This is a genomic window from Streptomyces oryzae, from assembly GCF_017676365.1.
In the GTDB taxonomy this organism is placed as follows: domain Bacteria; phylum Actinomycetota; class Actinomycetes; order Streptomycetales; family Streptomycetaceae; genus Streptomyces; species Streptomyces oryzae.
On sequence record NZ_JADKMA010000002.1, the window covers coordinates 19,496 to 44,634 of the forward strand.

Annotated in this window: 15 protein-coding genes and 1 riboswitch; of the genes, 11 read left to right on the plus strand and 4 right to left on the minus strand. The window is 70.7% G+C overall.

The genetic code is table 11. The annotated features are described in order from the left end of the window. The first annotated feature begins 17 nt into the window (after positions 1–17). The 4 genes from ITI46_RS36200 to ITI46_RS00610 all read left to right on the plus strand — a co-directional run bounded on the left by ITI46_RS36200 (position 18) and on the right by ITI46_RS00610 (position 8,151). The gene (locus ITI46_RS36200; protein ID WP_209237109.1) at positions 18–2,792 is read left to right on the plus strand and encodes an ATP-binding cassette domain-containing protein; all 2,775 of its coding nucleotides are present in this window, start codon (positions 18–20) and stop codon (positions 2,790–2,792) included. Positions 2,793–3,086: 294 nt separating this feature from the next. Further along, positions 3,087–4,127, plus strand: coding sequence for a FadR/GntR family transcriptional regulator (locus ITI46_RS00600; RefSeq protein ID WP_247745268.1), 1,041 nt, complete (start codon positions 3,087–3,089; stop codon positions 4,125–4,127). 1,204 nt (positions 4,128–5,331) lie between these two features. Continuing rightward, positions 5,332–6,939, plus strand: coding sequence for an RNA polymerase sigma factor (locus ITI46_RS00605; RefSeq protein WP_209237111.1), 1,608 nt, complete (start codon positions 5,332–5,334; stop codon positions 6,937–6,939). A 303-nt stretch (positions 6,940–7,242) separates the two neighbouring features. Beyond that, entirely contained in the window at positions 7,243–8,151 is a 909-nt protein-coding gene (locus tag ITI46_RS00610) for a serine protease (protein WP_372451821.1), read from the plus strand. A 340-nt stretch (positions 8,152–8,491) separates the two neighbouring features. On the opposite strand, the gene ITI46_RS00615 is transcribed toward ITI46_RS00610, so the two are convergent. Next, complete coding sequence (locus ITI46_RS00615) at positions 8,492–8,722, minus strand: DUF7455 domain-containing protein (RefSeq protein WP_209237113.1); 231 nt, start codon at positions 8,720–8,722, stop codon at positions 8,492–8,494. Positions 8,723–9,279: 557 nt separating this feature from the next. Between ITI46_RS00615 and ITI46_RS00620 the strand changes: the two genes are divergently transcribed. The 3 genes from ITI46_RS00620 (at position 9,280) to ITI46_RS00630 (ending at position 13,790) form a co-directional block, all read left to right on the plus strand. Then, positions 9,280–11,403 carry a DNA gyrase/topoisomerase IV subunit B gene (locus tag ITI46_RS00620; RefSeq protein ID WP_209237114.1) on the plus strand — a complete coding sequence of 708 codons (2,124 nt, stop codon included), beginning with the start codon at positions 9,280–9,282 and terminating at the stop codon, positions 11,401–11,403. 210 nt (positions 11,404–11,613) lie between these two features. Beyond that, positions 11,614–12,099, plus strand: coding sequence for a DUF485 domain-containing protein (locus tag ITI46_RS00625; RefSeq protein WP_209237115.1), 486 nt, complete (start codon positions 11,614–11,616; stop codon positions 12,097–12,099). After that, the gene (locus tag ITI46_RS00630) at positions 12,096–13,790 is read left to right on the plus strand and encodes a solute symporter family protein (RefSeq protein WP_209237116.1); all 1,695 of its coding nucleotides are present in this window, start codon (positions 12,096–12,098) and stop codon (positions 13,788–13,790) included. Before ITI46_RS00625 ends, ITI46_RS00630 begins: the two co-directional genes overlap by 4 nt. A 23-nt stretch (positions 13,791–13,813) precedes the next feature. On the opposite strand, the gene ITI46_RS00635 is transcribed toward ITI46_RS00630, so the two are convergent. Both ITI46_RS00635 and ITI46_RS00640 read right to left on the minus strand, forming a co-directional pair. Beyond that, positions 13,814–15,388 (minus strand): sensor histidine kinase, encoded by a 1,575-nt coding sequence (locus ITI46_RS00635; protein WP_247745260.1) that lies wholly within the window; start codon positions 15,386–15,388, stop codon positions 13,814–13,816. Between the two features lie 180 nt (positions 15,389–15,568). Then, positions 15,569–16,516 (minus strand): ferredoxin family protein, encoded by a 948-nt coding sequence (locus tag ITI46_RS00640; RefSeq protein WP_209237118.1) that lies wholly within the window; start codon positions 16,514–16,516, stop codon positions 15,569–15,571. Positions 16,517–16,999: 483 nt separating this feature from the next. Here ITI46_RS00640 and ITI46_RS00645 point away from each other — a divergent pair, with 483 nt between their 5' ends. Further along, complete coding sequence (locus ITI46_RS00645; RefSeq protein ID WP_209237181.1) at positions 17,000–18,211, plus strand: CobW family GTP-binding protein; 1,212 nt, start codon at positions 17,000–17,002, stop codon at positions 18,209–18,211. A 75-nt stretch (positions 18,212–18,286) separates the two neighbouring features. Here the strand turns inward: ITI46_RS00645 and ITI46_RS00650 are convergent, their stop codons facing one another. Beyond that, positions 18,287–20,746, minus strand: coding sequence for a DNA gyrase/topoisomerase IV subunit A (locus ITI46_RS00650; protein WP_209237119.1), 2,460 nt, complete (start codon positions 20,744–20,746; stop codon positions 18,287–18,289). Between the two features lie 297 nt (positions 20,747–21,043). Here ITI46_RS00650 and ITI46_RS00655 point away from each other — a divergent pair, with 297 nt between their 5' ends. The 3 genes from ITI46_RS00655 to ITI46_RS00665 all read left to right on the plus strand — a co-directional run bounded on the left by ITI46_RS00655 (position 21,044) and on the right by ITI46_RS00665 (position 25,103). Further along, positions 21,044–22,405, plus strand: coding sequence for a M16 family metallopeptidase (locus ITI46_RS00655; RefSeq protein WP_209237120.1), 1,362 nt, complete (start codon positions 21,044–21,046; stop codon positions 22,403–22,405). 116 nt (positions 22,406–22,521) lie between these two features. Then, positions 22,522–23,892: a M16 family metallopeptidase gene (locus ITI46_RS00660; protein WP_209237182.1), complete on the plus strand. Its 1,371-nt coding sequence runs from the start codon at positions 22,522–22,524 to the stop codon at positions 23,890–23,892. 214 nt (positions 23,893–24,106) lie between these two features. After that, positions 24,107–24,264, plus strand: a riboswitch (cyclic di-AMP (ydaO/yuaA leader). A gap of 14 nt (positions 24,265–24,278) precedes the next feature. Then, a complete protein-coding gene (locus ITI46_RS00665; RefSeq protein ID WP_209237121.1) occupies positions 24,279–25,103 on the plus strand; it encodes a M23 family metallopeptidase in 825 nt (274 codons plus the stop codon). The last annotated feature ends 36 nt before the right edge of the window (positions 25,104–25,139 follow it).

The following is a 25,139-nucleotide window of genomic DNA, read 5'->3' on the forward strand; positions in this document are numbered from 1 at the left end:
ATTCTGCAGGAGAAGCGATGATTCAGGCCATCGGACTGACCAGTGCGGTCCGGCGCAAGCGCCTGCCGCATGTCGACGACCTCACCTTCGAGGCGCGCTCCGGCAAGGTCACCGTATTGCTGGGCCCGGCTCGCTCGGGTAAGAGCGAGGCGCTGCGGCTGATGCTCCAACTTGTTCCGGGGCGTGGTGTGGCGCTCTTCCGAGGGCGTCCGGTGCAGCGAATCCCGCACCCGGCCCGGGAGATCGGTGTTCTGCTCGGTGATGTCCCGGGGCACCCGGCCCGCACCGCTCGGGCTCATCTGCGCATGCTGACCGCAGCGGCGGGGGTCCCGGAGGAGCGGGCGGACGAGGTCCTGGACGTGGTCGGGCTCAGTGGGCTGGCGGACCAACGGCTCGGTGACTTCTCGCTCGGGATGGACCGCAGACTCGGAATGGCAGCGGCGTTGCTGGGCGATCCCCACACGCTGGTGCTGGACGAACCGACCCGCGGACTGTCGCCGCGGGAGGCCAGCTGGCTTCGCGGGCTCCTGCGCGGATACGCGGAGCAGGGCGGACTGGTGCTCCTCACCTCGCGTGATCCGAAAGAGGCGGGGCGGCTCGCAGACCGGGTGGTCACGATCGACCGGGGTCGGCTCATGGCCGACCAGGAGGCGGCCGATTTCTCCCGCACCAGACTCCGTCCTCGGGTGGTGATCAGGACACCGCACGCGGAACGGTTTGCGGCCGTGCTCTCGCAGGAGGCCCGGAGCGCGGACCGCACGAAAAGCGAACGCGGGGCTGTGGAGGTGGTGTGCGAGGGAGGCAGCACGGTCCTGGTCTATGGGAGCACTTGCGCAGCGGTGGGGGAGTCCGCTTATCGGCACGGAATTCTGGTGCACAGGCTGACGGAGGAAATCGGTGACGCCGGGGACAGCACCCGGCCGGGACCGCTGAACCGGGCGGACGGACGACCCTCGCCACGGGAGGCAGGGGGCTTGGCGCTAGCTGCGACCGCCGGGAATACGGGGGAAGAAGCGAAGGGGGAAGGCGTGGGGGTCTGTTGTGAGGATGTTGATCAGGCAGAACGAGGAAGCTCCGCTATGCGGGAGGGAGGGGGAGGCGTCGTTGCTGCGTCCGGGCACGCCTCCGTTCCGGCGCCCGGCAGCTACCAGCCGGTGGGCAGTACATCAGCGCGGAGCAGCGCATCCGCACCAGAGGTGGAGCCGCAGGCCGGAACCGGAGCAAGCGCTGTTTCCGCCTCCGCGGGTGGTGAGCGGAGCGCCGAGGCGGGGCAGGGCGGGGCGCAAGCGCACCCGGCCGTGGAGGGGCGGCCCGCAGAGGAACAGGAGACGGAGCCGACGGTGGAAGGCGGCCAGCTGCCGGACGGTGCGCTGGTCCCGGCCGGGCACGAGAAGCCGGAGGCCATCGCAGGGGGTTCCCCGGGTGATCCGGTACGCCGGGGACAGCGGGCGCCGGGCCGTTCTTCGGGCGGGCCCGCGGTGTTCGGCACCGACCCGGCTTCCCAGTCGCCGACACCCGACCCGTCCCCGGTCGCCGGGGGTTCGGACTCGGGTTCGCTATCGGGCTCTGCTGAGGCTTCGGCTGCCGATGCGGTTGCAGCGGCCACAAAGGAGCCGGCTTCCGGCTCCGCTGCAATCGGCACCGGCACTACACCCTCGCCCTCTGCTGCATCCGGTACCACTGCTTCCGTCTCGTCGGATGCACCGACCAGGAGAAGCACGGAAGCGGCCCAGGCCCGAACCCACCCGGAAGACCGGGCTCAGAGCCACCGCCCGGACAGGGCGACCGCAACGGGCGGTCCTCGGCCCCGGGACGTGACCTCCGCAGCAGGCGGAGGGGCAGGCAGGCCCGGAAGTGCGAAGCGCAGGGGCGGTCTGCCTCCCGAGTTGCCTGTGGTCCGCAGGCCGGGGCCGGTGGCGCCGCTGCGGTATGAGCTGCTTCGGCTGTTCGGCGTGCGGACGCCATGGGTGCTGATCGGGCTGGCGCTGCTCACCGGACTGGGGATCTCCGTCGTTGTGGCTGGAACAGGCGCGGGGGGTGCGGCCGACGCTGCGACCGGTAGCGCGCCTGGTCTGAAGCTGCTCACCGGGTGGCCACCTGGTTCGCCGTTCTTTGTGCCGCCGGCAGCGGTTGTGGCGGGGCTGGTGGGGGCCATGGCCTTCGGGGAGGAGTTCCGGTACCCCGCGCTGGTACCGGCTCACGTGCCGGTGCCGCGCAGACTCGGGCTGCTGATGGCCAAGCTCGTGGTGACGGCTGGTACGGCAGTGGCCCTGTGTGTGGCGACGGCCCTCTGCAATGCGGCAGCGCTGATTCTGTTTTACGGAGCGGACAGCCTGGCTCTCGCCTTCCCCGAGCGCACGTTCGACATCGGCAACCTGACCAGCTTCTCCGTTCCCGGCGGTCCGGGGGCCGGAGCCGTGGTGCCCTCGTTGGGGGTGCAGGTGATGGCGGTGCTCGCGCTCTGTGTCGGATGCGCCTGGGCGGGGCTGCTGGCCGCCGGGGTGTTCAGGTCGACCGCGCTGGGTGTCGTCGCCGTTGTGGCCGTGCCCGCGCTGGTGGCACCCCTGGTGCGGAAGGTGGCGGCCGCTTCCGGAGGGGAGTCGTTCGAAGGGGTGCCGGAGCGCCTCCGCTCGGTGCTGCTCTTTCCCTGGCCTTCGGCAGTGGAGCAGTCGGGCGCGGTGGCGACCGGGATCGTGTCGCAACCGGTGGGCCGTGCCCTCGCGTTGTCGGTCACCGCACTGTTCTGTGCGTACGCGTTCATGTCTCTGCGCGGCAGGCCGAGACAGCGGTAGTCGGACGGGGAGGCCGGCAGATGAGGAGGCGGATTGCCCGTACAAAGGAGCGATGTTGAGCTGCTGCGAGCCGGAACCGGCATAAATCCGCCAGGTGTTCACATGCTGTCGGGGCCAATTCGGCACTCAAGTCCGGCAGATGGCTCTGACCACCAATGATGTGGTCCGTTCTTTCCGATAAGGCGTCAATTGTAAGGAAGCCAGCGATCACCCTTTCGTGTGCTTTTCACCAAAGCCCTCAAGACCGTCCTGACCTCGGCCGACACAAGGGTCGTGACTACCCTTGCGCACTCCATGATGACCGCGGCTCGCCCCGTCGACACCGGCCTCGCAGGCCCGGGCGAGCTGGACCGCTACGCATACGCCGAGTCCACGGGAACGGCGCGTACCACAACCAACGCCTCGGCGTGGGAGGGTTCCGAGGCTGAGATGAACCGAGTGGGCCGACGTGCGTCCGGTAGCCGAGGCAGGGGCCTGCACGGCCAACTCGTCCAGCAGCTCGGCCAGATGATCGTCTCGGGGGACCTGGGCGCGGACCGGCCGCTCGTCCCGGAAGAGATCGGCCAGCGCTTCGAGGTCTCGCGTACGGTCGTGCGCGAGTCCCTGCGCGTCCTCGAGGCGAAGGGGCTCGTCAGCGCGCGTCCCAACGTAGGCACCCGGGTCAGGCCCGTCAGCGACTGGAACCTCCTCGACCCCGACATCATCGAATGGCGGGCCTTCGGCCCCCAGCGGGAGGGGCAGCGGCGCGAACTGTGCGAGCTGCGCTGGGCCATCGAGCCCCTCGCCGCCCGCCTCGCCGCCGGACAGAGCCACGACGACGTACACCAGCGCCTCGGCGACATGGTGGAGATCATGGGCCACGCTCACGCCCAGGGCGACACCCTCACCTTCTCGCGTGCCGACGCCGAGTTCCACGGGCTGATCCTGCAGGCCGCGGGCAACCGGATGCTGGAGCATCTCTCCGGCATCGTCTCCTCGGCGCTTCAGGTCTCGGGCGGGCCGACCGCCTGCTGCGAGCAACCGACGGAGAACGCTGTGGGGCACCACCGCCGGGTCGTCGACGCGCTGGTCGCGGGGGAGGCGGCTGTTGCCGAGGCGGCCATGCGTCAGGTGCTGAGCGGGCCCGCCGAGTCGGTGGCCGCCGCGCAGCCCGCGCAGGGCGCACCTGCTCCGGCGGCCGCCTCCGGTCAGCCGGCCCAGGCGACGCCGCCCGCGCAGGCCGGTCAGCCGGGGACCCATGGGGTGCCCGCCGGGGCGGGTCAGCCGGGTCAGCCAGGCGGTGCCGGTGCCGCCGGCGGGGCGGATCATGTGGTGCCCGCCCCCCGCGAGCACTGACCGGCGCGGGCGCGCTCAGGGCCGGTCGGCCGTCTCCGGCAGCCTCCCTGGCGCCGTCCCCGGCGGCGGTTCGCGCCCGCGTCGCCTCCAGAGCTGTCTTCGGCGGCTCGGTCCGCGCGGGCAGGGCGCGGCCTCGGCGCGAGAGCGACGCAGCATCCATGCGGACGCCTGCCGGACCGGCCCGCATCCACGGTCGGCGCCGTGCGCCCGGAACGCCCCCGCGCCCTGCGGCCCGGCCTGCGCCAGTGGGGCCGGTTGCGTCCGCGGGTCCGGCTTCAGTTCGCTCCCGGGGCTCCGCACTCTGTGCGGCCGTGCTTCCGTCATCCGGTGGCACGGCCGCACGCACGGGCTCGGCTTCGCGTCGGCTCCGTCGGCGGTGGCCGGGCGTCGCGGTTCCAGTCCGGTCGAGGTCGTGCGTCCAGGCAGGCGGTCGGCTCGGCCCCGCGGCCGGGCTCCCCGCCCGAGCCTGCCTGCGTCGTACGGGTCCGAGAGTGTGTGCGGCACCTGCGGGCTCCGCAACCGGGTTGCCGTGCCCGAGTCGGCCAGCGCGAGCCGCAGCCGCGGGAACCGCGACCGGTCCGGGCCCCGAGCTCCGACGCCGAGATCCGGAAGGCCGAGCTCCGAGTCCGAGCCCCGCGCCCGCCTCCGGCCCCGGGCCACGCCCGCTCCGCGTACCCGGAGCCGACCGCATCGGATTCCGGCACCCCGAATGGGATGCGGTCGGCCCTGCCCCTCGCCCGCAACTGCCTCCGCAAACCTGCCCCGCACTCCGCGTCCGTCCCGAGTCCGCACCCGTTCCCGCACCCGCACCCGCACCTGCGCCCGGCTCCGCCCTGGACACCGGCGTTCGGCCCCTTGGGCTGTGGCCCCAAGCCAGGCACGAGCTCAACCCCGGCTTCCGGATCGCGGTGGGTCCGAGCAGCCCCACTCACCCACATGGGCAGCTGCGCTCACCCGCACGAGCACCCGGTTCATCCGGTTATCATCGCGGTTGTTCGGGTATGCGGTGTGACTCGGGCCACGTGAATTGGGCGTAACGCTTCCCGTTCCCATGCGATGACTCAAGAGGTGACAGCGGAGGAGGGAATACGGGCGCTCCGTCCGGGGCTCTTGTTCTTGCCTGTTGTTTCTCCACTGCTCCGCCCGCGCCGTCGGTTCATCCCCGCCGGCGGTCCGCCGTTTCCATCGTTCCGAGAGGTTGTTCGTGTCGGCCAGCACATCCCGTACTCTCCCCGCGGAGATCGCCGAGTCCGAGTCCGTGATGGCGCTCATCGAGCGGGGGAAGGCTGAGGGGCAGATCGCCGGCGACGACGTACGTCGGGCCTTCGAGGCTGACCAGATTCCGCCAACCCAGTGGAAGAACGTTCTGCGCAGCCTCAACCAGATCCTCGACGAGGAGGGTGTGACGCTGATGGTGAGTGCAGCCGAGGCGCCCAAACGCACCCGCAAGAGCGTCGCAGCGAAGACCCAGGCCAAGCGCACCGCCACCAAGACGGTCGCCGCCAAGACCACCCAGGCCAAGAAGGCCGCGCCCACGAGCGCGGCTCCCGCTGCCCCGGCCGCCCCCACCGCCTCCGTCGCGGGTACCGCTCCCGGGCAGGAGCCCGCAGTGGAGGAGGCCGCGCCGAAGCCCGCCAAGAAGGCCGCAGCCAAGAAGACCGCTGCGAAGAAGACTGCAGCGAAGAAGACAGCCGCCCCCAAGAAGACGGCGGCCAAGAAGTCCGTCGTCGACGAACTCCTCGAGGGCGACGAGGAACTGGCGGAGGACATCGCCGCCAAGTCCGCCGGCAAGCCCGGCCCCGAGGACGGCCCCGCTGCCGAGGTCAAGAACGAGAACGAGGGCTTCGTCATCTCCGACGATGACGAGGACGACGCACCGGCCCAGCAGGTCGCCGCTGCGGGGGCGACGGCAGACCCGGTCAAGGACTACCTCAAGCAGATCGGCAAGGTGCCGCTCCTCAACGCGGAGCAGGAGGTCGAGCTCGCCAAGCGGATCGAGGCCGGTCTCTTCGCCGAGGACAAGCTGGCCGCCGAGGAGAAGCTGGCTCCCAAGCTGCAGCGGGAGCTGGAGATCATCGCCGAGGACGGGCGCCGCGCCAAGAACCACCTGCTGGAGGCCAACCTCCGCCTCGTGGTCTCGCTGGCCAAGCGCTACACGGGCCGCGGCATGCTCTTCCTGGACCTGATCCAGGAGGGGAACCTCGGTCTGATCCGTGCGGTCGAGAAGTTCGACTACACGAAGGGCTACAAGTTCTCGACGTACGCGACGTGGTGGATCCGTCAGGCCATCACCCGCGCCATGGCCGACCAGGCCCGCACCATCCGTATCCCCGTGCACATGGTCGAGGTCATCAACAAGCTCGCCCGTGTGCAGCGCCAGATGCTCCAGGACCTGGGCCGCGAGCCCACCCCGGAGGAGCTGGCGAAGGAGCTGGACATGACGCCCGAGAAGGTCGTCGAGGTCCAGAAGTACGGCCGGGAGCCGATCTCGCTGCACACTCCGCTGGGTGAGGACGGGGACAGCGAGTTCGGTGATCTGATCGAGGACTCCGAGGCGGTCGTCCCGGCGGACGCGGTCAGCTTCACGCTGCTCCAGGAGCAGCTGCACTCAGTGCTCGACACGCTCAGCGAGCGTGAGGCGGGCGTCGTCTCGATGCGCTTCGGACTGACCGATGGCCAGCCCAAGACGCTGGACGAGATCGGCAAGGTCTACGGGGTGACGCGTGAGCGCATCCGTCAGATCGAGTCGAAGACGATGTCCAAGCTGCGCCACCCCTCCCGCTCCCAGGTCCTGCGGGACTACCTGGACTGACGGACGTCGGTGGTCTGCCGAGTCGGCACAGGCATACGCAGAGGCCGGTGAACCCGAACCACGGGTTCACCGGCCTCCGCCGTGCTGTGCCTGTTGTGCCGGTCGTACGGGCCGTCCCGAACGCGGGAAGCATCCACATCGCATGAGCCCCCGATACCCGTTCGTGTGAACGGTCCCCGGGCCCCATCTGAACGGTCCCTGGGCGCACGTCCCGGGTGGCCCGGGATGCGACCCGAGTGGACACGGAACACCCTGGGTAGTCAGACGATTCCGTATGGTCAGGAGGTCGGTCTCATGCGATCGATGCGCTGTAAGCGAACACGCGCCAGCCGCACCCCGGGGCGCCCGGGAAGTCGTCTCCTCGCCCTGGGGGCGGCGCTGATAGCGGCGCTGCTCGCTCAGGCGGCTCCACAGGCCGTCACACAGGGCGCCGCGCACGACAAGGGTCCCGACGACCGTGTCGTCATCGGTGGGGGCCCGGTGAGCGCCGAGGCGCACCCGTGGGTCGTGGCGCTCTCCAGCCGCGCCAGGTTCGGCCCGCAGCGCTCGGGACAGTTCTGCGGCGGCGCCATCGTCGGCCCGCGCACGGCGGTCACGGCGGCGCACTGCCTGAGCCGGGAGGTGCTGGGAGCGGAGCCCTCCCAGGTCGACGACCTGCGCGTGATCACGGGGCGTGGGGACCTGACGACCACGGTGGGCAAGGAGATCGCGGTGGAGTCGTCGAAGGTCAATCCGGGCTACGACTCCAGGAGCAACCGAGGCGACATCGCCGTGCTGCGGCTGGCCTCCCCCGTGCCGCAGGAGTCCGTCATTCCGATGGCCCATCATGGCGATCCCGCTTACCGTGCGGGCGCATCGGCCCAGGTCTTCGGGTGGGGCGACACCACGGGGCGGGGCAGCTACGCGAACACCCTGCACGCCACGCGCGTGAATGTGCTGCCGGATACGGACTGCCGGCGCGCCTATCCCGGCTCTGCGAACGGCACCTACGACCCGGACACCATGATGTGCGCGGGGCTGAAGCAGGGCGGCAAGGACGCCTGCCAGGGCGACAGCGGCGGCCCGCTGGTCGCCCAGGGCAAGCTTGTGGGCCTGGTCTCGTGGGGCATCGGCTGTGGCGAGCGGGGCCGTCCGGGCGTCTATACGCGGATCTCAGCGGTCGAATCGGTCATCCAGCCCCAGGAAGGCGCCCCCGCGCCCGCAGGGACCTGAAAGGCCCGCCGAGTGCGCTCGCGAACCTGGGCGTGCTCGGCGGCGCCGACGGGGCGGCCCTGGCGGGGGCGAGAGGCTGTCAGGCCAGCAGGCCGCTCGGACGAGCCGGCGCTCCGATGAACCGACGCTCAGACCGACCCGGACGGGGCACAGACCGCCGGCGCACGGAGCCGCGGCGCTGACGCCGGAAAATGGCAGGGCATGACCTCGGAAGACGACGCGATGGCGCCGGAAAATGACGAGGGCGGACGGTTCTCCCGGTCGGGAGGACCGTCCGCCGGTTCCGGCCTGTGCCGGGTTAGCTCGTCGGACGTGGACGCGAAGGCGTCGGATCAGCAGGTCATCGTTCGTCGTCGCCTGCGGTGGGAGGAGTCGCGGTGAGCTTCTCCGTCTCGTCCTGTATCTCCGCGGCGATCTTCTTGAGTTCTGGCTCGAACTTGCGGCCGTGGTGGGCGCAGAACAGCAGCTCTCCGCCGCTCGTAAGGACAACGCGCAGGTACGCCTGAGCGTTGCACCGGTCACAGCGGTCGGCTGCTGTCAGCGGAGTCGCTGGGGTCAGAACTGTAGTCACGTCGCCTCTTCTCTAGCTCGACGAGCTGTCGTACCAGGGTCAACATCCAACCAGGCCGAAAACGTTCCCGCACTGGCCTTCATTCCCGGACTTTTTTGGCCGGGAGGCCGGATAGTTGCCGGGTGGCGGCGAATGGGCCGTATTGCAGGGGTTGGGAGCTTTCCTTCGGTGGCCGTCGGTTGTGGTCCGTCGGTGTGTTCGGTCTTTTGTTGGATCTGTGACGGTGGGTGGTGGCGGGGTCTGCCAGTGGCGCTGGCAGGTCCTCGTCGTGCCGTTGTGTTGTCGTCCGACTCCGGGCCGTTCCAACCCTTCGTTGTGGAGGACGTGCCCGGAGCCTAAATGGTTCATGCCTGGATGGGAACGTGATGTGTGCGGCACCGGAGCCTGTTATCGAACAGAATATCGAAGGTGAGCTAGCATGACAGTTCCCCTGATCCGTCTCCTGGGTCGCACACTTCCGTCTCCTGGGTCGCGCAACACGTGCCGTCCTGGGCCTCGGTACCCTCTGACGCGGCAACCCAGCCGTCTCAAGCAGAATTCAGCGAGGAGCGAACCGCGTGACCGCCGACATGTCCGTGCCGTCCACCGCACTGCTGACCGGGGCAGACCGCGAGGGCGGTTCCAATTACACCGCGCGGCATCTGCTTGTCCTGGAAGGGCTGGAAGCTGTCCGCAAGCGGCCGGGCATGTACATCGGCTCGACCGACAGTCGTGGCCTGATGCACTGCCTCTGGGAGATTATCGACAACTCGGTTGACGAGGCACTGGGCGGGTACTGCGACCGCATCGAGGTCATTCTCCATGAGGACGGCTCGGTCGAGGTCGGTGACAACGGACGTGGCATTCCGGTCGACGTGGAGCCCAAGACAGGGCTCTCCGGTGTCGAGGTCGTGATGACCAAGCTGCACGCAGGCGGCAAGTTCGGTGGCGGCGCCTACGCGGCCTCCGGTGGTCTGCACGGTGTGGGCGCGTCTGTCGTCAACGCGCTCTCCTCCCGGCTGGACGTCGAGGTGGACCTCAACAGCAGGACCCACAGCATCAGCTTCCGCCGCGGTGTGCCCGGCATCTTCACCGAGTCCGGGCCCGACGCACCGTTCGACCCCTCCAGCGGCCTGCTCAAGGGCAAGAAGATCCCGAAGAACCGCACGGGCACCCGGGTGCGCTACTGGGCGGACCGGCAGATCTTCCTGAAGGACGCCAAGCTCTCCCTGGAGACGCTGCAGGCACGCGCCCGCCAGACCGCGTTCCTGGTGCCCGGACTGACGATCGTCGTACGGGACGAACGCGGGCTGGAGGACGAGGGCGTTGTCGAGGAGACGTTCCATTACGACGGCGGTATCAGCGAGTTCTGCGAGTACCTCGCGCCGGACAAGGCGGTCTGCGATGTGCTGCGGCTCCAGGGGCAGGGCACCTTCAAGGAGACGGTGCCGGTGCTGGACGACCGTGGTCACATGATCCCCACCGAGGTGCAGCGTGAGCTCGGCGTGGACATCGCGCTCCGTTGGGGCACCGGGTACGACACGACGCTCAAGTCGTTCGTGAACATCATCGCCACCCCCAAGGGCGGCACCCATGTCTCGGGCTTCGAGCGCTCGGTCACCAAGACGGTCAACGAGGCGCTGCGTACGCACCGGTTGCTGAAGGTCGCGGACGACGACGTCGTCAAGGACGACGCCCTCGAGGGACTGACCGCCGTGGTGACGGTGCGGCTGGCCGAGCCGCAGTTCGAAGGGCAGACCAAGGAGGTGCTGGGCACCTCGGCCGCCTCGCGCATCGTCGCGCAGGTCGTGGCCAAGGAGCTGAAGGCGTTTCTCACCTCCTCCAAGCGGGATGCCAAGGCGCAGGCCCGCGCCGTGCTGGAGAAGGTCGCCGCCGCTGCCCGTACGCGTATCGCCGCGCGGCAGCACAAGGAAGCGCAGCGCAGGAAGACGGCGCTGGAGTCCTCGGCGCTGCCCGCCAAACTGGCCGACTGCCGCGCTGACGACATCGACCGCACCGAACTGTTCATCGTCGAGGGTGACTCGGCGCTCGGCACCGCCAAGGTGGCGCGCAACTCCGAGTTCCAGGCGCTGCTGCCGATTCGCGGCAAGATCCTCAACGTGCAGAAGTCCTCCGTCTCGGACATGCTGAAGAACGCCGAGTGCGGGGCGATCATCCAGGTGATAGGAGCCGGGTCCGGGCGGACCTTCGACATCGACCAGGCCCGCTACGGGAAGGTCATCTTCCTTGCCGACGCGGACGTGGACGGCGCCCACATCCGCTGTCTGCTGCTCACGCTCTTCCAGCGCTACATGCGGCCGATGGTGGAGGAGGGCCGGGTCTTCTCCGCTGTGCCGCCGCTGCACCGGATCGAGCTGATCAACCCGAAGAAGGGGCAGGACAAGTACCTGTACACCTACTCGGACAACGAGCTGCGCCAGACGCTGCTGGAGCTGGAGAGGAAGAAGATCCGCTACAAGGAGTCCATCCAGCGCTACAAGGGCCTCGGTGAGATGGACGCCGACCAGCTGGCCGAGACGACCATGGACCCCCGGCACCGCACCCTGCGGCGGATCAACATCAGCGACCTGGAGGCGGCGGAGCAGGCGTTCGACCTGCTGATGGGCAGCGAGGTGGCGCCGCGCAGGGAGTTCATCAGCTCCTCCGCCGCGACACTGGACCGCTCGCGTATCGACGTCTGACCGGTTGCGGCTGCCACCGTCGCCGCCAAAGCCACCGCCACCTGTCGGTCCGTCTCCGGCTGGTGCGTCTCCGAACGGGCCCGGCTCTCCTCGGGGCCGGGCATGCGGGTGCCACCCGTCCCTTCGTCCCGTTGACAGGGCCGTCACCTGAAGGGGTGAAGGGACGGGATTGGGCTGAAGGTGATCTTGGGCCTGCGCCCATCCTGGGGCATGCGTATCGATGATCCCTGGTACGACGCTCTCGCCACAGGCGGCCCCGAGCCGGGCGATGCCTCCTACGGTCCGCCGTCCGGGCCACTGCGGCCGGCCCCGGCGGCGGCGCAGGACGTGTATCCGGTTGTCCAGCGCAGTGCGGCCTTTCAGCAGCTCCGACGCCGGTACCGGCGCTTCGTGCTGCCCGTCAGTGCGGTGTTCCTGCTGTGGTATCTCGGCTATCTCTTCCTCGCTGTGAGCGCACCCGGGGTGCTGGCGAGACCCGTGGCCGGCGTGCTGAACGTCGGCATGGCGGCCGGGCTCGCACAGTTCGCCGCAACGTTCCTGCTGGCCTGGCTGTACGCGCGCCACGCCCGGCGGCGCAGGGACCGGCTCGCGCTCGAACTGCGCTGGGAGACGCAGGAGATGACCCGCGGGGCGGTGTCCGCCGACCTGGCCGGCGGAACGGCGGCGCCTGTCGCGGCCGGGGAGGGCGGGCGATGAGCGGCAGCCATCGGATGCTGGCTCTCCTGCTGTTCGGCATCGTGGTCGTCGCCACGCTGGCGATCACCAGATGGGCGGGCAGCAGACGGCAGAGTTCCCCGGAGGAGTTCTACGCGGGTGGCAGGCTCTTCACCCCCATGGAGAATGGTTTCGCCATCGCGGGTGACTACATGTCCGCCGCCGCCTTCCTGGGCACGGCCGGACTGATCGCGCTCTACGGGTACGACGGAATGCTCTATTCCGTGGGCTTCCTGGTGGCGTGGTTGTTCGTTCTGCTACTGGTTGCAGAATTGGTGCGCAACTGCGGGCGCTTCACCCTCGCCGATGTGATCGCCGTACGGATGCGTGAACGGCCGGTCCGGATCGCGCTGGGGTGCTCCTCGGTGACCGTTTCGGTGCTGTACCTGGTGGCGCAGTTGGTCGGAGCGGGCAGCCTGGTGGCTCTCCTGCTGGGCGGTCATGGGGGAGCGGTGCGCACCTGGACGGTGCTGGGCGTGGGTGCGCTCATGACCTTCTCCATCGTCTGTGGCGGGATGCGGGCGACAACCTGGATCCAGATCGGCAAGGCGCTGCTGCTGATGGGCGGTGCGCTCGCGCTCTGTGTGCTGGTGCTGCTGCGCTTCGGTGGCGACCTGGGCGCGCTGCTCAGCAGCGCGGCCGAACGCAGCGGCCACGGCAAGGACTTCCTCGCCCCTGGCCTGCGCTATGGCGGCGCAGGCTGGTACACCCGGCTCGACGTGCTCAGTCTGGGGCTGGCGCTGATGCTCGGTACGGCCGGACTGCCGCACATTCTGGCGCGCTTCTGCACCGTGCCGACCGCGCGGGCCGCCCGTCGTTCAGCAGTGTGGGCGATCGGGCTCGTCGGCGGCTTCTATCTGATGACCATCGTCCTCGGCGCCGGTGCGGCAGCGCTGGTGGGCACCGGTGCGGTACGTGGGGCGGACCCGTCAGGGAACGCCGCCGTTCCGCTGCTGGCGGCCGAGTTGGGCGGCGGGGTGGACTCCACCGGCGGAGCCGCACTGGCAGCGCTGGTCGCCGCCGTCGCATTCGCCACCATCCTGGCCGTCGTCGCGGGCCTCACCCTGGCCGCATCCGCTGCCGCGGCCCGCGACCTGTACGGGGCGCTCACGCGGCGGGAGCGGCCCGAAGGGTGGCTGCGTGAGGACAGGTGGCGGCGGGAGGACGGGCCTCGGCGTCCGCGCGGCTGGGAGCCGGCCGTGGACCAGGGAGGGCAGGGGCCGGGGCGCAGGGAGGTGACCGTGGCACGGGTGGCCGCCCTCGTCGTCGGCGCCGTCGCCGTAGGGGTGAGCCTGCTCGCGCAGCAGCTGAATGTTGCGTTCCTGGTGGGCCTCGCCTTCGCCGTTGCCGCCTCGGCCAACCTGCCCGTGCTGCTGTACGGCCTCTTCTGGCGGCGCTTCACCTCGCGGGGCGCTGTCTGGTCGGTCTATGGGGGCTTGACTGCCGCAGTGGCACTGATGGTGCTCTCGCCGGTTGTTTCGGGCGGCCCTCAGGCGCTGTTCCCCGGACGCGACTTCGCGTACTTCCCGCTGGAGAACCCCGGGCTCGTCTCCGTCCCGCTGGGCTTCCTCGCGGGCTGGCTGGGCACGCTCCTTTCCCGTCGCGGGAGCGCCGACGCTGCCGCGTACGCCGAGGCGGAGGTGCGCTCCCTCACGGGCGCGGGCGCGGTCTGAGACCCCGGAACCCCGCAGGAACCTCACCGGCGCGGCGTGACGTCCTCCGGGTGGAGCGCTTCGGGGAGCACGACAGTGAACTCCGCGCCGCCGTCCGGGCCCTGGCCCACCCGCGCGGTGCCGCCATGGCGCTCCGCGAGCCGTCGTACGAGTACCAGACCGAGCCCACGGCGGCCGTGTGCGGGTGGTTCCTTGGTGGACCAGCCCTCTGTGAAGACGGCTTCCCGGTGCTGCGGCGGGACACCGGGGCCGCTGTCGCTCACCCGCAAGGTGAGCCCGGTCTGCCGGGTGCCGGCGTCCGGGACGAGTGCCACCGTCACCCGCGCACCAGGCGAGCCGGCCGCCGCGTCCAGGGCGTTGTCGACCAGATTGCCCAGCACGGTGGCCAGCTCCGGCGGATCCACCAGACGGTCGGGCAGCAGGGTGCCAGGGGCGATGCGCAGGGCGACCGAGCGCTCGGCGGCCACCGCCGCCTTGCCGGTCAGCAGCGCGGCGAGCATCGGGTCGCGTATGTGCTCGGAGAGCTCCTCGGACGTCGCCCGGTGCACCCCGACCGCCTCGCTCAGATAGCTCACCGCGTCCTCGATCATGCCCAGTTGCAGCAGTCCGAGCAGGATGTGCATCCGGTTGGCGTGTTCGTGGTCCTGGGCGCGCAGTGCGTCGATCAGCCCCTGGGAGCCGTCGAGTTCCCGGCCCAGAAGCTCCAGTTCGGTCCGGTCGCGCAGGGTGGCGACGGCCCCTCCGTCGGCGGTCGGCATCCGGTTGGCGACCAGTACCCGGCCGCCGCTGACGGTCAGCAGGTCGGAGCCCGGCACCTCACCGGCCAGCACCCTGGCCGTACGCCCGGCGCCCAGGGCGTCCTGCGGGGACAGTCCGATGTGCTGCTCACCCAGGTCGAGCAGCCGCTGCGCCTCGTCGTTGACCAGCCGGATACGCCCTGTGGAGTCCAGCGCGACGACGCCTTCCCGGATGCCGTGCAGAACGGCTTCCCGTTCGGCCAGCAGCGCGGTGATGTCCGAGAACGCCAGGTCGTGTGTGCGCTTCTGGAGTCTGCGGAAGACCAGCAGCGCGGCGAGTGCGCCCACGCCGAGCGCCCCGCCCGCGTACGCCAGCAGTCCGGGGACGGCGCGGGTGAAGCGGTCGCGCACGCTGTCGTAGGCGATGCCGACCGAGACGGCGCCGACGACCTTCCCCGACTCGTCGCGCAGCGGCACTTTGCCCCGTGCCGATCTGCCCAGTGTGCCCTCGTCGATGTGATGCACCTCCCGGCCGGCGAGCGCCGGTCCCGGGTCCGTGGAGACCCGGTGGCCGAGGCGGTCGGGCTCCGCGTGCGACCAGCGGATGCCGCGGGTGTCCAGCACCACGATGTAGCTCGCGCCGGTGGCGTGCCGGGTGCGCTCGGCCAGATGCTGCACGGGTCCGTTGCGGGAGGGGCCGGCGCCGTCGGCCAGCAGGTCGTCCAGGCCGGGTTGGGCAGCTGTCGCCTGGGCGATGGCCAGCGCCCGGCGGGATGCCTGGTCGTCGAGCTGGTTGCTGAACGGCGCCAGGAACAGCCCGGTCGCCACGGCGGTCACCCCGGTGACGACCGCCAGCTGCATGAGCAGCACCTGGGAGGACACACGTCGCGGCCAGCCGGGAAGACGCAGCTGCTGCCGGGGACCGCGGCGTGCGCGTTGCTGAGGGCGTACGCGGAACATGCGGCGGAACGGTATCCGCCGGGAGCCACCGGTGCACCAGGCCGGAGGCGGCGCACTGTTCGGTGGTGCGGTCGCTTTGACTCAGGCAGGGGGAGCGGTCGGCAGCTGCTCGATCCGTACGACGTCCAGCCGAACCGGGCCGGCCGGTGCGGCACCGCAGCTCGCGGGTACGGGAGGTCCGTCGGCGGTCTCGGTCAGGGTGACGCACCAGTGGCGCCCGTCCACATGGGCGACGGTCACGCTCCAGTGGGCACTTTTCGGCTCCTGCTGCGCGGCCTGCGAGCCACGCACAGTCAGCGCGTGCGCGCGGCTCTCCCCTGTGTGCTCCCTTACGGCCAGTTCGGCCGCCTGCCCCGGGCGGTCCCAGGCCGAGCGGCCGCGGCAGCCGTCCGTCAGCACATGGCCGTCCCGTACGGCGTCCAGTACGCCCTTCACCGCGGGGGCGCCGAGCCGTCCGTACGCGTAGCCGTAGGGCAGCACCAGCAGGGTGGGCGCGAAGCGGTGGCCGCCAATGTGGGTGATCTCCCAGACGTTCGCACCGCCGGACGCTTCGAGTTCGGCCGCGAGCGGTCGGCCGAGCAGGGCGCAGCAGCGGTCCCGTTTGCCGTTGGTGCACACCAGCGCCAGGGGGTCGCCCTCGTACGGCTCCCAGCCGTCACCGCGTACCGGCGCGCCCTCCAGGGTCGCGAAATCCAGCTCGCGCAACTCGTGCAACCTGTCGCTCGGCAGCACCTTCGTGCGGATCCAGGAGGCGCCCGGAACCGTGCAGGCCAGATAGACACGGTGCGGGGCGCTCGGGGAAGAGCTGTCGGCATGCCGCCCGGGGCGGCGGATCAGCGCGACCCGGCCACCATGTGCGCCGGCCGCATCGTCGAGCGCCTGCCCGAGCTCCGGGTCGAGATGGCTCTGGACCAGCGCCTTCTTGCCCCAGGGGCCCGGCTGCTCGATCAGCAGCCAGGTACGGGCCGTCGCCGCCGTCCCCGCGAGGGGTTCGGCAAGGGCCCGGGAGGCCGTCGCACACGTGCTCACACAGGTGAGCCTAACCTGGGCTGCCATGCGGCGCGCGGGCATGCGCCCGCGCGCCGCGCCACCCCTTGCCCGCCCGCGCGCTTGCCTGCTTGCACGCCTGTCCGCATGCGCGTCTGTCCGCCTGCGCGCCTACGCGGCTGCCCGCACGCCCTTCGCTGTCGCACTGCCTGCCGCTTCCACCCTCGGCCCGACGTGATCCTGAGCCGAGGCCCGGGCAGTCCGCTTCGGTACGATCGGCAGCCGTCTCGGGGCCACGGGTCGCAGGTCACAGGGAATCCGGAGCCGCGAGGCCGTGGGGACACGAACCAGGCAGGAGGGGCGGAACGCGTGGGCGATGCGGAGGCCGGTGCACGGGTCGGCACGGAGGCCGGTACACGGAGCGGCACGGAGACCGGCGAGGGGGTCAGCACGGGGAGTGGTGCGGCGACCGGCGAGGAGGTCAGGACGGAGAGCGGTACGCAGACCGATGCCCGGCGGGGCGCGGTGGGCGGCCGGATCCCGGTCCTCGTACTGGCCGGGTTCCTCGGCTCCGGGAAGACCACCCTGCTCAACCATCTGCTGCGCCGCGCCAGAGGCACCCGCATCGGAGCGATCGTCAACGACTTCGGCAGCATCGAGATCGACGCCATGGCGGTCTCAGGGCAGGTGGATTCGATGGTCTCCATCGGGGACGGCTGTCTGTGCTGCGCGGTGGACACCAGTGACATGGACGAGGTCCTGGATGTCCTCGCACGCCCCGCTGCGGGTATGGACGTCATCGTGATCGAGGCCAGCGGGGTGGCCGAGCCGGAGACGCTGATCCGGATGGTGCTGGCCAGCCGCAGCCCGTACATCGTCTACGGCGGACTGGTGGAGGTCGTCGACGCGGCGGAGTTCGAGGCCGTACGCGCGCGCCATCCCGAGCTGGAGCGCCATGTCGGTGCGGCCGACCTGCTCGTCCTCAACAAGGCCGACCGGGTGACCGGAGAGAGCCGGGAAGCGCTCCATGCGGAACTGCGGCGGCTCAGCCCCGGCACGCCCGTCGTCCCCGCTTCGTTCGGCCGCGTCGATCCCGCGCTGCTGTTCGACCGCGTACGGCGCGAGAGGCCACCGGTCGAACAGCTCTCGTTCGACTCGCTGCTCTACGGAGATGGAGACGGGGACGGCGACAGCGACGGCGGTGACGAGTGCGGCCACGGCGAGTGCGGCCACGGCGAGGGCGAGTGCCACGCGGAGCACCTGCACGCCGCCTACGAGACGGTGGAGTTCGTCTCGGACGCGCCGCTGGACCCGCGCCGCTTTCTGGAGTTCCTGGATGCCAGGCCGGAGGGTCTGTACCGGATCAAGGGCTACGTGGACTTCGGCGCGGCCGACCCGGACAACCGCTACGTGGTGCACGCGGTGGGCGGTTTCCTCCGGTTCGCGCCGGAGCGGTGGCCCCGCTCGGCCGGGCGGCGTACGGAACTGGTGATGATCGGCGCCGGGATCGAGGACGCCGCCTTGCGCGCCGGGCTCCACGTGTGCGTCGCCGGACCCGAGGGGCCGGACGAGCGCGCCGTGTGGGGCGTGCTGCGGTACGTGGACAGTGCGGGGGAGGAGGAGCCGGACGCGCTGGTTGCGGCCGCCGAAGAAGCGGCCGAAGAAGCCACCGATGACGCGGCTGATTACGCGGCAGATGACGCTGCCGAAGGCGCCGCCGAACCCTCGCCGTTGTAGGCCGTTGTAGCCGCGCGCCGTCGCCGCGGGAGGGGTGCTGGGGGCATCGCCCCAGCACCCCAGGGCCCCTGGCCGCTACACCGGTCCGGCCACCGCCGCGATCTGCTTCTTCAGCGGCAGCCCCGAACCGTCCCTGCGGGGGTCGGGTTCGGGCAGCTCGGCGGGGGTGCCGGTCCTGGTCGCCGCCAACGCCGGTGTGGCGCCCGCCCAGGCCAGCCGCAGCCGGTCCTCGCCCTTGAGGAAGCGCTGGCAGCGCACGCCGCCCGTCGCGCGCCCCTTGCGCGGGTACTGATCGAAGGGGGTGAACTTGGCAGTGCTCAGCGCGTCGTCGAGGGTGCCTTCGGAGCCGGCCGCCGTGAACACGGCCCCCTCGGTGCCCGGGTCGACGGCGCCGAAGAAGATCACCTTCGCGTCCTGGGCGAGCTTGATGCCTGCCACGCCGCCCGCGGGGCGGCCCTGCGGGCGTACCTGGCTCGCCTGGAAGCGCAGCAGCTGCGCGTCGTCGGTGACGAAGACCAGATCCTCCTCGCCGGTGCGCAGCTCGGCGCCGCCGACGATGCGGTCGCCCTCCCTGAGGGTGATGACCTCCAACTCGCCCCGGTTCGCCGGATAGTCGGGCACCACGCGCTTGACGACGCCTTGTTCGGTGCCGATCGCCAGGCCAGGTGAGGACTCGTCCAGCGTGGTGAGGCAGATCAGCGTCTCATCGCCCTCCAGCGTGAGGAACTCCGAAATCTGGGCCCCACCTGCCAGATTGGGCGAGGTCGCCGTCTCCGGCAGCTGCGGCAGATCGACCACCTGCAGCCGCAGCAGGCGGCCCGCCGAGGTCACAGCGCCGACTTCGCCGCGGGTGGTGGCCGGCACGGCCGAGACGATCACGTCGTGCTTGACGCGCTTGGCCGCCTCCCCGAACTCCATACCGCCGTTGGCCGTACGGGCCAGCAGCCCGGTGGAGGAGAGCAGCACCCGGCACGGGTCGTCGGCGACCTCCAGCGGTACGGCGGCCACCGGCACCTCAGCGGAGTCCAGCAGTTCGGTGCGGCGCGGGGTGCCGTACTTCTTGGCGACGGCGGACAGTTCGGAGGAGACGAGCTTGCGCAGCTCCGTGTCCGACTCCAGGATCCGGGTCAGCTGCTCGATCTCGCCCTTGAGCCGGTCCCGCTCGTCCTCCAGCTCGATGCGGTCGAACTTGGTGAGCCTGCGCAGCGGGGTGTCGAGGATGTACTGGGTCTGGATCTCGCTGAGGCCGAAGCGCTCGATGAGGGACGCTTTGGCCTCGGCGGCGTTCTCACTCGACCGGATGATTCTGATGACCTCGTCGATGTCGACGAGCGCCACCAGCAGACCCTCCACCAGGTGCAGCCGGTCGCGCCGCTTGCCGCGCCGGAACTCGCTGCGCCGCCGCACCACCTCGAACCGGTGGTCGACGTAGACCTCCAGCAGCTCCTTGAGGCCGAGGGTGAGCGGCTGGCCGTCCACCAGCGCGACGTTGTTGATGCCGAAGGACTCCTCCATCGGCGTCAGCTTGTACAGCTGGGAGAGGACGGCCTCCGGGTTGAAGCCGTTCTTGACCTCGATCACCAGGCGCAGCCCGTGCTCGCGGTCGGTGAGGTCCTTCACGTCCGCGATGCCCTGGAGCTTCTTGGCGTTGACCAGGTCCTTGATCTTGGAGATGACCTTCTCGGGCCCGACGGCGAACGGCAGCTCGGTGACCACCAGACCCTTGCGGCGGGCCGTGACCTGCTCGATGGACACCGTGGCCCGGATCTTGAAGGAGCCGCGCCCGGAGCGGTAGGCGTCCTCGATGCCCTCCCGGCCGACGATCTTGCCGCCGGTCGGCAGATCGGGACCCGGGATGAAGTTCATCAGGGTCTGCAGGTCGGCGCCCGGGTGCTTGATCAGGTGCCGGGCCGCTGAGATGACCTCCGTGAGGTTGTGCGGCGGCATGTTCGTCGCCATGCCGACGGCGATCCCCGACGAGCCGTTCACCAGCAGGTTGGGGTAGGCGGCCGGCAGGGTGACAGGCTCTTCCTCGCTGCCGTCGTAGTTGGCGCCGAAGTCGACGGTCTCCTCGTCGATCGACTCCACCATCAGCCCGGCGGCCGGCGCGGAACGGCACTCCGTGTAGCGCATCGCCGCGGGCGGGTCGTCGTTGCCCAGCGAACCGAAGTTGCCGTGCCCGTCCACCAGTGGCAGCCGCATGGAGAAGTCCTGCGCCATGCGCACCAGGGCATCGTAGATGGGGGAGTCACCGTGCGGGTGGAGCTTTCCCATCACCTCGCCCACCACACGGGCGCACTTCACATACGACCTGTCGGGGCGCAGGCCCATCTCGTGCATCTGGTACAGGATCCGGCGCTGCACGGGTTTCATCCCGTCGCGGGCGTCGGGGAGCGCGCGCGAGTAGATGACCGAATACGCATACTCCAGGTAGGAGCCCTGCATCTCGTCGACGACGTCGATGTCGACGATGCGCTCCTCGAAGTCCTCTCCCGGCTCCGGGGCCGGTGTACGGCTTTTACTGCGGCGGGCCATCGCGGCTGCGGCTCCTTCGCTGCTTCGTGCTTCGCTCTTGTGCTCTCGGGTCGTGCTGTGGGACCGACGTGCTTCCGGCTCTTGGCCGACGGCGGCTCGGCGACCGACGGTTCTCGGTCGACCATTGTGGACCGCCCCACTGACAGGGCTGTCGCTCGGTAGACCGTACGGGAACTTCGCACCTTGTCGGCGTGGTTGCATACAGTGACAGGGCCGCCGGTCGCGTGAGGCGCCAGGCGGTCGGCAGTTCCCGGCGCCCGGCCGGGATATCCCCGCAAGCGAAGGGACTCCACGCCCATGGGTCACACGGCCACGCCCCCGCCGGCCACCGGTGGGCTGACAGCGACGGAGCACCGGCTGGCCAACGGCCTGCGGGTGGTGCTCTCCGAGGATCATCTGACCCCCGTCGCCGCTGTCTGCCTCTGGTACGACGTCGGTTCCCGTCACGAGGCCAAGGGCCGCACCGGCCTGGCCCATCTCTTCGAGCACCTGATGTTCCAGGGCTCGGCGCAGGTGAAGGGCAACGGACACTTCGAGCTGGTGCAGGGCGCGGGCGGTTCGTTGAACGGCACCACCAGCTTCGAGCGCACCAACTACTTCGAGACGATGCCGGCCCACGAGCTGGAGCTCGCCCTGTGGCTGGAGGCCGACCGGATGGGCTCGCTGCTGGCCGCCCTGGACGAGGAGTCCATGGAGAACCAGCGCGACGTGGTCAAGAACGAGCGCCGCCAGCGCTATGACAACGTGCCCTACGGCACCGCCTTCGAGCGGATGACCGCCATGGTCTACCCCGAGGGCCACCCCTACCACCACACGCCGATCGGCTCCATGGAGGACCTGGACGCGGCCTCCCTCCAGGACGCGCAGGAGTTCTTCCGTACGTACTACGCGCCCAACAACGCGGTGCTGTCCGTGGTCGGCGACATCGACCCGGAGCAGACCCTCGCCTGGATCGAGAAGTACTTCGGCTCCATCCCCGGCCACGACGGCAAGCGCCCCCCGCGGGACGGCGCGCTGGCCGAGCTGATGGGCGAGGAGAAGCGCGAGGTCGTCGAGGAGGATGTGCCCTCCCGCGCGCTGATGAACGGCTACCGCCTGCCGCACGACGGCACCCGCGAGGCCGACGCGGCGGACCTGGCGCTCACCGCGCTCGGTGGCGGTGAGTCCTCCCGTCTCTACACGCGGCTGGTGCGGCACGACCGCAGCGCTGTGGCGGCCGGTTTCGGGCTGCTCCGGCTGGCCGGCGCGCCCTCCCTGGGCTGGCTGGACATCAAGGCGTCCAGCGGTGCGGAGATCGCCGACATCCAGGCGGCGGTCGACGAGGAGCTGCGCCGCTTCGCCGAGGAGGGGCCCGGCGAGGAGGAGATGGAGCGGGCCCAGGCCCAGTTGGAGCGCGAGTGGCTGGACCGGCTGGCCACGGTCGGCGGACGCGCGGACGAACTGTGCCGGTACGCAGTGCTCTTCGGCGACCCGCAGCTCGCACTGAGCGCCGTCGGACGGGTGCTTGAGGTGACCCGCGAGGAGGTGCGCCAGGTGGCGGCCCAGCGGCTGCGCTCCGACAACCGCGCCGTGCTCGTGTACGAACCGCTGGCGGAGGGCGAGGCGGGGACGGCGGACGCGCACGAGGCGGCGAACGAGGACGAGGAGGCCGGGCAGTGAGCGAGACACCGGCGAGCGCGGACCGGAGCGCCGCACAGACGGCGAGCACGAGCCAGAGCCCGGCGGGAGCGGCGGGCACGAGCCCCGCGGGAATCGCGGAGACAGCAGGGAAGAGCATGGAGTTCCACCCCCAGCCGCTCAGCGGCACCCCGAAGCCGTGGGCCTTCCCCACCCCGGAGCGCAGCACACTGCCCAACGGGCTGACGGTGCTGCGCTGCCACCGTCCGGGCCAGGAAGTCGTCGCCGTCGAGGTGAACCTGCAGGCGCCGCTGGACGCGGAGCCCGAGGGCCTCGACGGGGTCGCCACCATCATGGCCCGCGCGCTGAGCGAGGGCACGGACAAGCACACGGCCGAGGAGTTCGCCGCCGAGCTGGAGCGCTGCGGGGCCACGCTCGACTCGAACGCCGACCACCCGGGTGTGCGGGTCTCGCTGGAGGTGCCGGCCTCCCGGCTGCCCAAGGCGCTAGGCCTGCTCGCCGACGCGCTGCGCGCCCCCGCCTTCCCGGACAGCGAGGTCGAACGGCTGGTCGCCAACCGGCTGGACGAGATCCCGCACGAGCTGGCCAACCCGGCCCGCCGCGCCGCCAAGGAGCTCTCCCGCGAGCTGTTCCCCGCCACCTCGCGGATGTCGCGGCCCAGACAGGGCACCGAGGAGACGGTGCGGAGCATCGACGCGGCAGCGGTGCGCGCCTTCTACGAAGCCCATGTGCACCCGGCGACGGCCACGGTCGTCGTGGTCGGCGATCTGCAGGGGGTGGACCTCGAGGCAGCGCTCGCCGAGAGCCTGGGCAGCTGGACGGGTGCAGCCGTGGCGCCGCGCCCGATGCCCCCGATCACCGCGGACGACACCGGCCGGGTCGTCATCGTGGACCGGCCAGGAGCGGTGCAGACGCAGCTGCTGATCGGCCGCGTCGGCCCCGACCGGCACGACCGGGTGTGGCCCGCGCAGCTGTTGGGCGTCTACTGCCTGGGCGGCACCCTCACCTCCCGGCTGGACCGGGTGCTGCGCGAGGAGAAGGGCTACACCTACGGCGTGCGCGCTTTCGGCCAGGTGCTGCGCTCAGCCGAGGACGGCAGCGGCGCCGCGCTGCTGGCCATCAGCGGCTCGGTGGCCACCGATGTGACGGGGCCCGCGCTGGACGACCTGTGGCAGGTGCTGCGGAAGCTGGCGGCCGAGGGGCTGACCGACGAGGAACGGGACGTCGCGGTCCGGAACCTGGTGGGTGTCGCGCCGCTGCGCTACGAGACGGCAGCGGCCGTCGCCGGGACGCTGGCCGACCAGGTCGAGCAGTATCTGCCGGACGACCATCAGGCCCGGCTCTACGCCCAACTCGCCGAGACAGGCACGGTGGAGGCCACGGCGGCCGCCGTCAGTGCGCTGCCCGCCGACCGGCTGGTGACGGTGCTCGTCGGTGACGCGTCCCAGATTGCCGATCCAGTACGGGAGTTGGGGATCGGCGACGTCAAGGTGGTCTCCGGTTCCTGAGCCTTCGGGCGGGGCACGAGAGGCGGTCAGAAGTGGGGCCCGGGAGGAGGAATCACTCCTTCCGGGCCCTTCTCGATGTCCGTTTCTGTCGCGGTTGCTGGCGAGTTGGAGTGTGGCGTAGGTGACAAACCCCGGGTTTCGTTTGCCGCTCGGAGTTGGCCCCGTTTAGCGTCGGTGCCGCTGTCCGTCAGAAGTGACCGCACCCGCGGCCGACGGACAGACATCGCCGAATCCCCGAGGCGCACCTGCCGAGGGGGACCGGGGACCCAGGTCCCATTGGGGTGAATCGGACGGCCTCGCAAGAGGCGGCCCGTAGGAGACCTTCCTGCTCCGAACCCGTCAGCTAACCCGGTAGGCGAGAAGGAAGGAAAGGAGTACGCCTCCGTATGGCGTTCACCCGTGCCACTGGCAAGCACAGGCGTCCGAGCAAGGCCCGCAACAGGGCCGCTGGGGGAGCGGCAGGCATAGCCGGTCTCGCCACCGTGGGCGTCGTCGGGTCCATCGCCTCCCCCGCCTTCGCCGCGAGCGGTGGGCAGGGCAACGCCCCCGTCCAGCACGACGCCAAGATCAGCGAGGTTGTCGGCGGCCCGATCTCCGACACGCTGGACCAGCAGGCGTACGAGCAGGCCCTCCAGGCCGAGCAGACCAAGGCCGAGTCCGACGCCAGGGAAGCGGCGGCCAAGGCGAAGGCCGACGCCAAGCGGAAGGCCGACGAGGCCAGGCGCAAGGCGGCCGCCGAGAAGGCGGAGAAGGAGCGCGAGGCCAAGGAGAAGGCCGCGCGGGAGGCCAGGCGGGCGAAGCTCAACGCCTATGTGCTGCCCGTCGAGGGCTCGTACGTCTCCACCGGTTACAAGCAGGGCGGCGGCATGTGGTCGTCCGGCAGCCACACCGGCATCGACTTCCACGCGGGCATGAACACCCCGGTCCACTCCGTGGCCGCCGGCGAGGTCGTGGAGGCCGGCAACGGCGGTGCTTATGGCAACAACATCGTCATCAAGCACAAGGACGGCACGTACACGCAGTACGGCCACCTCAACTCGATCGGCGTCTCGGTCGGCCAGCAGGTCAAGCCGGGCCAGCAGATCGGCCTCTCCGGCTCCACGGGCAACTCCTCGGGCCCCCACCTGCACTTCGAGGCGCGCACCTCGGCCGAGTACGGCTCGGACATCGACCCGGTCGCCTACCTCCGCCAGCACGGTGTGAAGGTCTGACCCGACGCGAGGGCCCGCGCCCGGCGCCGCAGCACA